General features: G+C 69.5%; 11 protein-coding genes. All 11 read right to left on the reverse strand.

All coding sequences use genetic code 11. The features are described from left to right. A complete protein-coding gene (gene mraY / locus INP52_RS06535; protein ID WP_194370150.1) occupies nucleotides 1–1032 on the reverse strand; it encodes a phospho-N-acetylmuramoyl-pentapeptide-transferase in 1032 nt (343 codons plus the stop codon). Further along, the gene (locus INP52_RS06540; RefSeq protein ID WP_194370152.1) at nucleotides 1032–2468 is read right to left on the reverse strand and encodes a UDP-N-acetylmuramoyl-tripeptide--D-alanyl-D-alanine ligase; all 1437 of its coding nucleotides are present in this window, start codon (nucleotides 2466–2468) and stop codon (nucleotides 1032–1034) included. The genes mraY and INP52_RS06540 overlap by 1 nt, the downstream gene beginning before the upstream one ends. Nucleotides 2469–2487: 19 nt before the next feature. After that, nucleotides 2488–4272, reverse strand: a complete 1785-nt coding sequence (locus tag INP52_RS06545) for a peptidoglycan D,D-transpeptidase FtsI family protein (protein WP_228478284.1) — start codon at nucleotides 4270–4272, stop codon at nucleotides 2488–2490. Nucleotides 4273–4277: 5 nt separating this feature from the next. Beyond that, on the reverse strand, nucleotides 4278–4790 hold the full coding sequence (locus tag INP52_RS06550; protein ID WP_194370154.1) for an FtsB/FtsL family cell division protein: 513 nt from the start codon (nucleotides 4788–4790) through the stop codon (nucleotides 4278–4280). Nucleotides 4791–5037: 247 nt separating this feature from the next. Then, entirely contained in the window at nucleotides 5038–5970 is a 933-nt protein-coding gene (gene rsmH, locus INP52_RS06555; RefSeq protein WP_232364349.1) for a 16S rRNA (cytosine(1402)-N(4))-methyltransferase RsmH, read from the reverse strand. Between the two features lie 35 nt (nucleotides 5971–6005). Continuing rightward, nucleotides 6006–6464: a division/cell wall cluster transcriptional repressor MraZ gene (locus INP52_RS06560; RefSeq protein WP_194370156.1), complete on the reverse strand. Its 459-nt coding sequence runs from the start codon at nucleotides 6462–6464 to the stop codon at nucleotides 6006–6008. A 466-nt stretch (nucleotides 6465–6930) separates the two neighbouring features. Next, a complete protein-coding gene (locus INP52_RS06565; protein ID WP_194370158.1) occupies nucleotides 6931–7872 on the reverse strand; it encodes a site-specific tyrosine recombinase XerD in 942 nt (313 codons plus the stop codon). 28 nt (nucleotides 7873–7900) lie between these two features. Next, nucleotides 7901–9550 (reverse strand): CTP synthase, encoded by a 1650-nt coding sequence (locus tag INP52_RS06570; protein WP_194370160.1) that lies wholly within the window; start codon nucleotides 9548–9550, stop codon nucleotides 7901–7903. Nucleotides 9551–9652: 102 nt separating this feature from the next. Continuing rightward, the gene (locus INP52_RS06575; RefSeq protein WP_194370162.1) at nucleotides 9653–11281 is read right to left on the reverse strand and encodes a DNA repair protein RecN; all 1629 of its coding nucleotides are present in this window, start codon (nucleotides 11279–11281) and stop codon (nucleotides 9653–9655) included. Continuing rightward, nucleotides 11282–12139, reverse strand: a complete 858-nt coding sequence (locus INP52_RS06580) for an NAD(+)/NADH kinase (protein WP_194370164.1) — start codon at nucleotides 12137–12139, stop codon at nucleotides 11282–11284. A 309-nt stretch (nucleotides 12140–12448) separates the two neighbouring features. Continuing rightward, on the reverse strand, nucleotides 12449–13222 hold the full coding sequence (locus tag INP52_RS06585) for a TlyA family RNA methyltransferase (RefSeq protein ID WP_194370166.1): 774 nt from the start codon (nucleotides 13220–13222) through the stop codon (nucleotides 12449–12451). Nucleotide 13223 lies beyond the last annotated feature (1 nt).

The following is a 13223-nucleotide window of genomic DNA, read 5'->3' on the forward strand; positions in this document are numbered from 1 at the left end:
CTAGCCGAGCTGGAAGTAGAGCGCGAAGCCGAGCGCCGCGAAGGCCGCCGAGACGATCCAGAAGCGCGTGACGACCTTCGTCTCCGACCAGCCCTTCTTCTCGAAGTGATGGTGGATGGGAGCCATGAGGAAGACGCGCTTGCCCGTGAGCTTGAAGCTCGCGACCTGGATGATGACGGAGAGCGCCTCGACGATGAACAGGCCGCCCATGACGAGCGAAGTGACCTCGGTCTTGGTGAGCACCGCGAGCGCCGCGAAGGCCGCGCCCAGGGCGAGCGAGCCCGTGTCGCCCATGAAGATCGTGGCCGGGTAGCAGTTGTGCCAGAGAAAGCCCACGCAGGCACCCGCGATCGAGGCGGCGAAGATCGCGAGGTTGACCTCCTCGTAGTTGAAGGCCACCATCGCCATGACGAGCATGACCACCATCGTGCAGCCGCCGGACAGGCCGTCGAGTCCGTCGGTGAGGTTGACGGCGTTGGAGAGGCCCGCCATGAGCAGGAAGACGAAGACGACGTAGAGCACGGGCACCTGGACGGTCGTGCCGGCGACCTCGGGAGCCCAGGTGATGACGCCCAGGTCCACGGCGGCCCCTCCCGGGAAGCGCACCTCGGCCGAGATGCCGCAGACGTTGACGGCGACCAGGCAGAAGGCGACCGAGACAAGGACGAGACCGGCCATCTTCTGCGGGGGCGTGAGCCCGAGCGAGCGGCCGTGCGCGACGGACTCGACGTCGTCGAGCAGGCCCAGGGACCCCGTGGCGAGCGTCACGACGACGGCCAGGACCAGGTCGGTGGTCCAGCGGGCGAGAAGCGCGCAGGTCACGAGCACGCCCACGAGGATCACAATCCCGCCCATGGTGGGGGTCCCCTGCTTCACGAGGTGGCGCTGGGGGCCGTCGGCGCGGATCTGCTGCCCCAGCCCCTCGTAGCGCATGAGCCTGATGAAGAGCGGCATCAGAAGGCCCGTCACCGCAGCGGCGATGGCAATGGCAAGAAACACCTGGTAGGTAGGATAGGCAGGATTTCCGATCATCAGGCGAGCACTCCCCTCACGAAGCTGTCGAGTCCGGCGGCGCGCGACGCCTTGACGAGCACGAGGTCGCCCGCGGCGAGCACGGGACCCATCACGTCGAGGGCGGCCTGCGCGCTGTCGAAGCGCTCGATGGCGTCCTCGGAGAGGCCCATCGTGCGCGCCGCTTCGGCCATCTCGTCGGCCAGGGCGTCGCCGACGAGCACGAGCAGGTCAGGAGCCGTAGAGGCAGCGTAGGCCCCCACGTAGCCGTGCAGGCGCGCGGCCTCGCGGCCCAACTCGCCCATCTCACCGAGCACGGCGACGCGACGGCCCGCGCAGCTCATCGAGCGGAGCACGTCGAGCGAGGAGGCCATCGAGGCCGGGGACGCGTTGTATGAGTCGTCGATCACGCGGACGCCCGAGGGCGCGTCTCGCACCTCGAGACGCATGCGCGGGGCGCTCATGCGCTCGATCGCGTCCACGCAGGCGCCGCGATCGAGGCCGAGCCGCCAGACGACGGCCACGGCGAGCAGGAGGTCGTCCACGACCCTCTTGCCGGGCACGGGCAGTCGAACCGGGCGCGACCAGCCGTCGGAGCAGGTCAGCTCGAGGGTGGCGCGGCCCTCGTCGTCGAGCTTGACGCCTGTGGCGCGGACCGCGTCGGAGGGGCCGGAGCCCACGAGCGCGACGTCCACGCCGGCCGGGCGCGCGAAGCCGCCGACGATGAAGTCGGTGAAGTCCCCCGCGCTCGTGAGCGCGAGCGCGGGGGTGAGGGAGCCGTGGGGCACCAGGGCGCCCACGAGCTCGGCCTTGGCGCGCGCGATGTTCTCGCGGCTGCCCAGAAGCCCTATGTGGCTCGTGCCCACGTTGGTGATGACGCCGAGCGTGGGGGCGCAGGCCCGGGCCATGCGCTCGATCTCGTGCGGGTGGTTCATGCCGAGCTCGCAGACGACGACCTCGGTGTCCTCGGGGGTCGAGAGCAGGGTGAGCGGCAGGCCGATCAGGTTGTTGAGGTTACCCCTCGTGGCGTGGCAGCGCCGCTGGAAGCCCACCGCGCAGGCGAGCATGTCCTTGGTCGTGGTCTTGCCCACCGACCCCGTCACGCCCACGACGAGCCAGTCGGGGTGCGCCGCGCGCCAATGGCCGGCGAGGCGCAGCAGGAACTCCTCGGCGTCGTCGCCGGCGGCGCGCAGGACCGCGCAGCCGGCTCCTCGCGCCGCCTCGAGCGCGTCGGGACAGACCTCGCCGGTGGCCACGACGGCCGCGGCGCCCGCGCGGGCCGCGGGGGCGAGGTAGGCGTTGCCGTCGACGCGCTCGCCGGCGAAGGCCACGAACAGGCCGGACGGGCTCACCTCGCGCGAGTCGATGACGACCTCGCCGGCAACGTCGTTCGCGCCCCCCAGGAGCACGGACGCCCCCGTGGCGCGCGCGAGGTCGGTAACGGACATGCGAATCATCGAAGAACCCCTCCCGAAGCTAGCTCGCCGGCGTGACGCCCAGGATGCTGACGGCCTGGGACATGACGTCGTGGAAGACGAGCGCGGATGACTGGGACGCCAGGTGCGGCAGGCCGTTCAGGCCCACGTAGACGAGGACCTCGGGATCGCTCGCGTTGGCGAAGCCGCACAGGGACGCGACGTAGCTGTAGGACTCGTAGCCGCCCTCGGCCGAGGCCTGCTCGCCCGTGCCGGTCTTGCCGGCGATGTCGTAGTCGTCAACCTGGCCGTTCATGCCGGTGCCCTCCTGCATGACGGTGCGCATGACGTCCGTCTCCATGCTGCAGGCATCGGCCGAGACGACGCGCTCGCCGGCCGGCCACGCGACCTCCTCCTCCCCCTTCGAGACGAGGAAGTGCGGCGTCAGGGGGATTCCCCCGTTGGCCACGGTGGCAAAGGCGCGCACGACCTGGACCATGGGGACGGCGACGGCCTGGCCGAAGGCCATGGAGCCCGCCGTGGCCCCATCGTATTCGTCGAGGGTCTTGACGAGGCCGGCCTCCTCCCCGGGAAAGTCGATACCGGTCTTCTCCCCGATGCCGTAGCGCGCCACCCCCTCCGAGAAGCGCTCGGCGCCGATCACGTCCTGGACGAGCATGGCCATGGCGATGTTCGACGAGCGTCTCAGCATCTCGCGCACGGTCATGTCCATCGTGTAGTCGCGGCTGTCGTCGTCGGTAACGTAGTCGTCGCCGACGAGCACGGAGGTGGGGACGGAATAGGTCGAGTCGGGGGTGAACAGGCCCAGGTCAAAGCCGATCGAGGTCGTGAGCACCTTGAAGACGGAGCCGGGTTCGAAGGAGCTCGAGACGAGCTTGAGGTTCAGGGCCGTAGCGTCGGTGAGGTCGGAGAAGTCCGGCAGCGGCGTCGAGCACGCGGCCAGGACCTCGCCGGTCCGAGGGTCGACGACCATGACCGAGCCCGACTCGGCGTCATAGGTCTCGATCGCGGCCGCAATGATGCTCTCGCAGGCCTCCTGCAGGTCGATGTCGAGCGCGACCACGATGTCCGTGCCGTTCTGGGCCTCGTCGACCTGGGAGGCGCCGCCCGCGATGGGGGTGCCGGTGAGGCCGGTCTCCACGAGCATCTGCCCGTCCGTGCCCGAGAGCAGCTCGTCGTACTGGTACTCGAGACCCGACAGGCCCGTGCCCTCGTAGGAGTCCACGTAGCCCAGGACCTGCGCGCCCACGGCCTCGTAGGGGTAGACGCGCTTGGTGTCCGCGAGAAAGTAGACACCCGTCAGGTTTTTCTCCGAGAGCAGTTCGGACAGGGAGTCCGCGACGTCCTGGTCGACCTTGCGCTGGAGGTAGACGAAGGTCGTGTCCTGCGTGAGCAGGCTCATGTAGTCGGCCTTCTGGCCGCCGAGCTTCGAGACGAGCGCGTCGGCGACACCCGAGGGGTCGCTGACCTCCTGGGGGTTGGCGTAGACGGTGTCGCACTCCACGCTCATGGCGAGGACGCTGCCGCTGCGGTCGTAGATCGTGCCGCGCCTGGCGTGCAGGGTCACCACGTTCGTGCGCTGCTTCTCGGCCGCCCCGGCGAGGTCCGGTGAGCACACCTGGAGCCATGCGAGGCGCAGCGCCACCACGCCGAGAAGGCCCACGAGCGCGCGGCGCGTGACCACGAGCCCCCGATCCGAGCCCCCCTCGCCCGAGCCGCCGGGTCGCTCGGCGCGCTCACGGTACCGCGCACGAGAGGCCTCGTCATACGAGGCCTCCGGATACCTGCTCCGCCTGGGGCGGCTCTGTCTGTCGTTGCGCGTCACGCTCGTCAGTCTAGCGCCAGGCCGCTCTGGGAGGACGGCTCGCTCATGGTCTGCGCAGCTTCCCCATCAGCTGAGCTGGCCTGGCCCGAGGATGTGTCGTCGGGCGCATCGTCCAGGGAGATCGTCACGTGCTCGCCCGGCAGGACCATGCCGTAGTTCTGGGTCGCGATCCGGCTGATGCGAGAGTTGCTCGAGAGCACGGCACGCTCGATCTTGAGCTCGTCATTCAGGCTCTGGGCCTCGCTGATCTGCGTCTTGGTGGAGACGTTGTCCTGCAGGAGCGAGACGGTGGCCGCCGCAAGCGTGACGCGCGCGGCGCCCAAGACGATGAGGACGGCCGCCGCGAGCGCGATGGCGCGCAGGCGGGAGACGAACTGGGCCGAGACGCCGCGACGTGCGCTCGCGTCGAGGCCGCCGCCGGAGACGACCTCGAAGGAGGGACGCTCCTCGAGCTCCGGACGCTCGCGCCTGCGGACGGGCGTTTCCATGCTGTATGCCTCGGACCCCTGGTACCTCATCACGATTTCCTCGTCTTTGCGCAGCCGGTGGGCCGCTGTGCTTGCTACGGTTGCAGGTACGCAGGGAACTCGAGGGCTCGTTGACGCCTTTCCTCGAGGGTTACCTGAGTGACCTTAAGAGTTACTACAGGGTTGGGGCCTCTACGACGTGAGTGCTGCGATGGTGCTGCGTTTAAGCTTCGTGGTGCTGCGTGCTACCTCGTTTGACGTGCTATGTAGACGGCGCGGGCCGGCCACATCCTTCTTCTCATCCTTCGGCGTCGAGCTTGACCGCCACGCGCATGAGGGCGCTGCGCGACCTCGGGTTCGCCGCGACCTCCTCGTCAGACGCGACGAGGGGCCTTCTCGTCCTGACCTCGACTATCGGCACGTGACCGCACACGCAGACCGGAAGATCCGGTGGGCAGGTGCAGCCCTGGGAGAGCTCCGTGAAGACGTGCTTCACGATGCGGTCCTCCAGCGAGTGGTAGGAGATGACGCAGATCCTCCCGCCCGGGTTGGCCCAGCGAGCGGCCGCCCTGAGCCCGCGGTCGAGTACGTCGAGCTCGTGGTTGACCTCGATGCGCAGGGCCTGGAAGGTCTTTCTCGCCGGGTGCCCGCCATGTCGCCTGGCCGCTGCGGGGATGGAACGCTTGATGACATCCACGAGCTGGAGGGTCGTCTCGAGGGGCTCCTGGGCTCTCGTCTCCACGATGCGGTGGGCGATACGACTCGCGAAGCGCTCGTCGCCGTAGACGCGAAGGATTCGGGTGAGGTCTGCTTCGGTGTAGGTGTTCACGACCTCTGCTGCGGTAAGGGTGTGGTTCCCCGAATTCATGCGCATGTCGAGCGGGGCGTCCTCGTGGTACGAGAAGCCCCTCTCGGGGACGTCGAGCTGGGGTGACGAGACGCCGAGGTCGAAGAGGAAGCAGTCCACGCCGGGGACCTCGGCCGCGACCAGAAGCTCGTCCAAATCGCCGAAGTTGCCCTTGAGCAGACGCACCCTCGCCTCTGCGGCCTCGCGCCCAAGGCGCTCAGCCGCCGCCTCGAGGGCTGCGTCATCCTGGTCGATGCCCAGGAGCAGACCCTCGGGAGCCACCCGCCTCGCAAGCTCCACCGCGTGTCCGGCCCCTCCGAGGGTGCAGTCGCAGACCACCTCTCCCGGCTGGGGACCGAGCTCGGTCAGAGTCTCGGCGAGCATAACGGGTACGTGCCGATATTCTCTTGTCAAGACCTTCACCGAGCTCCCTCGTCGCCATAGAGCAGCGAGTCGATGTCCTCCTCGAAGCTCTCCTGCTCGGCGTTCCACTTCTGGGCGTTCCACACCTCGAAATGGTCCTCCTGGCCCACGACCACGACGTCCGCCGTGAGGCCCAGGCGCTCGCGCGAGCCGGGCTTGGAGGCGTCGAGCTTGCCGAGCGCGAGGCGTCCGGCGCTGTCGAGGTCAACCTCCAGGGCGGCACCGAGTATGCCGCTCTTGAGCTTCGCGTCGCGACGATCGCGCGGGTTGAAGCGCTCCTCGCCGTGGTCGAACAGGCCGTTCAGCCACGTCGTGAAGTCCTGCTGGGTGAAGCCGTTCACGTGTCCTGCAAAGGGGACGAGGACTATCGTCTTGTCCATCTGCCTGCGAAAGGCGGAGGGAAGCGTGACACGCGCCTTGGCATCCACGGACATCGGATACGCGCCAATGAGCATGTCTTGTCTCCCTTCCCTCACGGCAGGGACGGACCCTGTGCGGAACGTGCCAATCACTATACGTCATTAGCCACACTTTCCGACACCAAAAAACACTTTGCGACACCCTATGGTTGGAATTGCCCCCTGAGCGGTTGGAGATGTCGCTATGAGACCCCAGATGTTGTGTTTGAATACGTAGAGGCCACTAAAGCGAACCTGCGCGTTCCCCTTTTATCGAAACATTTTGTGTTCGGGGGATGAATGCGCAGGTCGCTCGCTAAATGCTTGCCTTTGAGCCGAGAAGCGCCAGCTCACCGTGGTGGGACACCGTCCCACACCTAAGACGGTATCCGAAGCGCGGAATGCTCGGAGCCGGCGTGGCGCGCTCATGAATCGGCCGCCAGGGCACGCCTGGGAACCGCGGCGCGCGCCACGCCCCCGAACTCGTAAGCAGAGCGCCTCGCAGTATGCCCCAGCCCTCGATCTATGAGCGGCCGACAGGACCCGGACGCCCGTCCCCGCGCCCGTCAGTGGCGTTGGCACGGGGATGCGCGGCGAGGTAGATGCGCCGCAGGTGCGTGCGGTCTATATGCGTGTAGAGCTGCGTGGTCGCGATGCTGACGTGGCCGAGAAGCTCCTGGACGACCCTCAGGTCGGCACCGCCCTCCAAGAGGTGCGTGGCAAAGCTGTGGCGCAGCGTGTGCGGGTGCAGGCCGCGAATCCCCACCACGCGCCCGTAGCGCTCGACGATCGCGTGGACCGACTGCCGGGAGAGCCGCCCGCCGTGGGCGTTGAGAAAGACGGCGGGCTCCGGGCGCCGGCCCGCCAGCGCGCCCCGGCCGCGCTCGAGATAGGCGTCGAGCGCCCGGGCGGCAGAGCCCATGATGGGGACGATGCGCTCCTTGGAGCCCTTGCCCAGGACCCGCAGCACCTCCTGGGGCAGGTCGACGGAGCGCACGTCGAGTCCCGTGAGCTCGCTCGCGCGCAGGCCGCAGCCGTAGAGAACCTCGAGGATCGCGTGGTCGCGCAGGCCGCACGGCGTGGAGGCGAACGGCTGGTCGAGCAGGGCCGAGGCGGCCTCGACGGAGATCACGTCCGGAAGGCGTCGGGGCTTGGCGGGCAGGGGCACGTCCGCGGCGGGGCTCGCGGCGCTGAGCTCGTCGGCCACCATGAAGCGATGGAACCCCTTGATCGCCGAGACCGAGCGCTCCACCGAGGAGGGTGCGAGCCCCACCTCGACGAGGGCGGCCACGTGCTCCTCGATGAGCGCACGGTCCACGCCGGCCGGTTCCGTGACCCCGCGCTCGGCGAGCCACGCGACGTAGCGAGCCAGATCGCGTCCGTAGGCGTCGAGCGTGTTGGGCGAGCTCCCGCGCTCCACGGCGAGGTAGTCCAGGTACTCCTCGCGGGCGCGGGAAAGCTCCATCCTCCTCAGACTCCCCTCCCGCGCTCGGCTAGGCGAGCGCCGTGACCTCGTGACGGTCGCACCCCTCGTGACGGGCGATCGCGGCGCGCACGAACTCGCGGAAGAGCGGTGCCGGCCGGTCGGGGCGGCTCTTGAACTCGGGATGGGCCTGGCTCGCCACGAACCAGGGGTGGACGTCCTCGGGCAGCTCGACCATCTCGACGAGGCGCTCGTCAGGGGACAGACCCGAGATCTTGAGACCCGCCGCCGTGAGGCGGTCACGGAAGGCATTGTTGACCTCGTAGCGGTGACGGTGGCGCTCGTAAACGAGCGGCTCCGCATAGGCCTCCTCGGCGAGCGTGCCGGTCACGACCTTGCAGGGGTAGGCGCCCAGGCGCATGGTGCCGCCCTTGTCGGTGACGTCGGCCTGATCGGGCATGAGGTCAATCACCGGGTAGGCGCAGTCGGGCACGAACTCCGTGGAGGAGGCGCCGGGCATGTCGCAGACGTCGCGGGCGAACTCGCAGACGGCCACCTGCAGGCCCAGGCAGATACCGAGGTAGGGCACCTTGAGCGTGCGCGCGCGTCGGGCGGCGCAGACCTTGCCCTCGATGCCGCGCAGGCCGAAGCCGCCGGGCACGAGGATGCCGTCCGCGTCTCCCAGAACCTCCTCGACGTTGTCCTCGGAGAGCTCCTCACCATCCACGAGCTCGATGTCCATGTGGCGGCCAAAGGCGACGCCGGAGTGGTGCAGCGCCTCGATGACCGAGAGGTACGCGTCGGGCAGCTGCGTATACTTGCCCACGACGCGAATCCGGGTGACGTCGGCGCGTGCGTTGGCGGCGTGCATGGCGGACGTGAAGTCGTACCAGCGGCTCATGTCGCCCGTGCGCGGGTCCAGGCTCAGACGCTCGCAGACCTTGCGGTCGAAGCCCTGCTCGGCCAGGTGGGCCGGCACGTCGTAGATGGACGGGCAGTCCGAGTTCTCGAAGACGCAGTCGCACTCGACGTCGCAGAAGCTCGCGATCTTGGCGCGAATGTCGGCGTCGACCTCGTGGTCGGAGCGGCAGACGATGAAGTCGGGCTGAATGCCCATGGACCTGAGCTCGCGGACCGAGTGCTGCGTGGGCTTGGTCTTGACCTCGTGGGCCGCCGCGATGTACGGCACGAGGCTCACGTGGATGATGCAGCAGTCCTCGTAGCCCTTCTCCTTGCGGAACTGCCGGATGGCCTCGACGAACGCCTGACCCTCGATGTCGCCGATCGTGCCGCCGAGCTCGGTGATGACCACGTCGGCGCCGGTCTGCTCCTCGATGCGGCGGAAGCGCTCCTTGATCGCGTTGGTCACGTGGGGGATGACCTGGACGGTGCCGCCAAGGAAGTCCCCCTGGCGCTCGCGGGCGATGAGCGACTGGTAGATGGCTCCCGTAGTGAAGTTGGAGTTGCGCGTGAGGTTCTCGTCGATGAAGCGCTCGTAGTGGCCGAGGTCGAGGTCGGACTCGTAGCCGTCCTCGGTCACGAAGACCTCGCCGTGCTGAAACGGGCTCATCGTGCCCGGGTCCACGTTAAGGTAGGGGTCGGCCTTCTGCATCATGACCTTGTAGCCGCGAGCCTTGAGAAGCCTGCCGAGCGAGGCTGCCGTGATGCCCTTTCCGAGCGAGGAGACGACGCCGCCGGTAACGAAGATGTGCTTGGTCATGGGGACCCTTCCCGTAGTCATTCGAAGCGTTTCTACGGGTCTTTATGTTAGCGCGTCGGGGGCCTGCGGCCAACGCCGTTCACCGACTGCACAGCCCCGCGCCTAGCGGGCCCGGGCCGCGAGCATCTCGCGCGCGAGGTCGCGCGAGGCCTCGCCGGTGTCGCCGCTGAGCATGCGGGCGATCTCTCGGACGCGAGCCTCCCCGTCTATCTCCACGAGGCTCGTCTCGGGAACCTCACCTGCGGACTTCTCCACGAGGTAGTGCCGGTCCGCCACGACGGCGACCTGGGCGAGGTGGGTGACCACGATGAGCTGGTGGGTGGTCGCGAGACGCGCGAGCACGCCCGCCAGGGCCACGGCGGTGGCCCCGCCCACGCCGGCGTCGACCTCGTCGAAGACGAGGGTGTCACAGTCGTCGGCCTCCCCGAGGACAACCTTGCAGGCCAGCATCACGCGACTGATCTCGCCGCCCGAGGCGATGCGCCGCAGCGGCCGCGCCGTGAGGCCGGCAGCGGGGCGGTAGAGAAACTCCACGCGGGAGGGGCCGCGCCGGCTCCACTCCCCGCGCGCGAGCCGCTTCTGTGCGACCTCGAGCCCGGCGCCCCCCATCTCCAGGGCCGCCATCTGCTCGCTGACGGCGGCCGCCAGGCGCGGCGCCGCCTCGGCGCGCGCGGCGTCGAGGGCGTCGGCCGCAGCCGCCAGCTCCTTCTCGCGCAGGGCCGCCTCCCGCGTGGCCGCGCGCTCGCGCTCGCCGCCGTCGCCGGCGGCCTCCACGACCTCGCGCGCCGAGGCGCGCCGAGCGAGGACGTCGGCCATGCGGGGGCCGTAGGCGCGCATGAGGCCCTCGATCTGGGCCAGGCGCGCCTGCATGCGCTCGAGCTCGTCGGGGTCGAAGTCCACCTCGTCGGCATAGGAGCGCAGCTCCGAGGCCACGTCCTCGATGTCGATGAGGCCGCTCTCGAGCGTCTGGGCCCACGTTTCCAGGGCCGCGTCGTAGCGCGCCGCCTCGGTGAGGACGCGCGCGGCCTCGGACAGGGCGTCGAGCGCGCCGCCGTCTGCGGACAGGAGCTCGCGCGCGCCCGCGGCGGCGCTCGCGAGGGCCTCGCCGTGCTCGATGCGCGGAAGCTGGGCCTCGAGCTCCTCGAGCTCACCTGGACGGGGGTCCACCTCGTCCATGCGCCGCGTGACGAAGGCCGCCTCGTCGAGCTTCTCGCCCGTCGCACGGCTGCGCTCCCGCACGCGCTCGAGCTCCGCAGACGCCTCGGACGCTGCGGCAAGCGCGTCCTGATACGCCGCGAGCGCATCGCCCGCGGCCGGACCCGCCCAGGCGTCGAGCATCTCGACGTGCGTCCTCGCGTCAAGGAGGCGCTGGTGCTCGTGCTGGCCGCAGAGGTCGACCGTCGAGCCCACCTGGGCCGCGAGCTCGCGCACGCTCGCCATGCGGCCGTCAAGCTCCACGCGGCCCCGCCCGTCCGAGGACACGCGCCGACGGACCACCACGTCCTGCCCGTCGCCCGCACGTGAGAACAGGCGGCCCTCGACCTCGAGAGCCGAGGCCCCCTCGCGGACCATGCCCGCGTCGGCGCGCTCCCCCACCAGGAGCTTGATCGAGGAGAGCAGCGCCGTCTTGCCCGTCCCCGTCTCGCCCGTGAGGACGGTGAGGCCGCTGGCCGGCTCGAGGGTCGCCTCGTGAATCAGCGCGACGTCGCGCACGCGAAGCTCGTCGATCATCTACTTGCCCACCTGACCGTAGAAGACGCGCGAGACGGAGTCGTAGAAGCTCGCCTGGCCGCGATCGAGCAGGATGACGTCACCGGGGCCGCGACGCACCGAGGCGCGCATGCCGCAGCTGCCCTCCTCGTCATTGATGGGTCGGCCGTCGGCAAAGAAGTGGCGCATCACGGGCCGCTCAGGCGAGATCTCGATCTCCACGACGTCGGACGGCGCGGTGAGAAACGCACGCGCGAGGATGGTGTGCGGGGCGATGGGCACGCACACCATGCCCGTGAACTCCGGGGTCACGATGGGGCCGCCGGCCGCGAGGGCGTAGCCCGTGGAGCCCGTCGCCGTGGAGACCACGAAGCCGTCGCCGCGCAGACGGTCGATGTGCCTTCCCGAGACGGACACGTCGAACTCGACCATGTCGCCCAGGCCGCCGCGCGAGAGCGCGAAGTCGTTGAGCGCGAACCTGTGTTGGGCGTGCGTGCTGCCGTCTGGGTGATCGAACGCGCACTCGATGTCGAGGGTGGCGCGCCGGGAGGCGTGCAGCTCTCCGGACAGGGCACAGCTCACGGTGTCGATCAGGTCGGCCGGGCCCGCCGAGGTGAGAAAGCCGAGGTGGCCGTAGGAGATGCCCACGATGGGGACGCCGGCATATCCCACGATGCGCGCCGCGCGCAGGAGCGTGCCGTCGCCGCCGAGGGAGACCACGAGGTCGCAGTCGGACGCGTCGACGCTCAGGCGGGGATAGAGCCGCTTGTCATGGGCCCAGGAGACCTCGACGCCCTGGTCGTCCAGCCAGCGCTCGAGGCGGCGCGCGCTGCGCATGGCATCGTCACGCGAGTGGTTGGGAACGATGAGGACCTTCACGGGCGCACCTCTCCTCAAGAGCAGCTACGGGAACTCCCAGTCTAGCACCTCGCGGACGACCGTCAGGGGCCTCCCGATGCCGTCCATCCATCCCGCGCGCGAGGATCCGAGGGCGCTGGCGCTGCTCCTCTCCCGCCTGCCAGGGTACGTACGCTGTCCCCCGGTACGCACACAGTTACCATTTTTACAGCTGGCACATCGCGGAGAATCCTCAGGTAGAACGCCTGGCGAGAAGAATATCAACCAAGAAATTATATACGTACCCGACGAGGTGGTGTACGTACCCTAAGGGGACTAGGGGGAGGGAGCCTAGAGGCCGGCCATGACCTCGTCGAGGGGCAGGCTGGCGCCTCCGCGCACACCCAGAAGCAGGTACTCCACGTTGCCCTTGTGACCCCGGATCGGGCTCTCGCAGGCACCACACAGGCCCAGGCCACCCCGGCAGAAGGCCCTTGCGACCCGCTCGAGGGCGGCGAGGCGCACCGCGCGCTCGCGCACCACGCCACCCGCCCCCACGTCCTCGCGCGCGGCCTCGAACTGCGGCTTCACGAGCGTGAGGAACGCGCCGCGCGGGCGCAGGAGCTCGAGCACGGCGGGTAGGACCGTGAGGACGGAGGTGAACGACACGTCGCAGACGGCCAGGTCGACGACGGAGGAGCCCACGGCCCCCGGCACGTCGACGATGTTGGTGCGCTCGAGGAGCCTGACGCGCGCATCCTGCCTGAGGGCCCAGCTGAACTGCGCGTAGCCCACGTCGACCGCCAGGACCGAGGCCGCGCCGCGCGCGAGCAGGCAGTCGGTGAAGCCCCCCGTCGAGCAGCCCACGTCGAGGCAGGCCAGGCCCGCGGGGTCCACGCCAAAGGCCGCGAGGCCGCGCTCGAGCTTGAGCCCGCCACGGCTCACATAGGGGGCGCGGCCGCGGACGTGCAGCTCTATGCCCGGCGCCACGCGCTCGCCCGCCGAGGTCAGGCGGCGGTCGGTCGTGGAGACCTCGCCCGCCATGACGGCGCGCAGGGCCTCGTCCGTGTTCGCGAAGAATCCCTGCTCGACGAGCTCCTCGTCAAGACGGCGGCGCGCACGCACG

Source organism: Thermophilibacter immobilis (genome assembly GCF_015277515.1).
GTDB lineage: Bacteria > Actinomycetota > Coriobacteriia > Coriobacteriales > Atopobiaceae > Thermophilibacter > Thermophilibacter immobilis.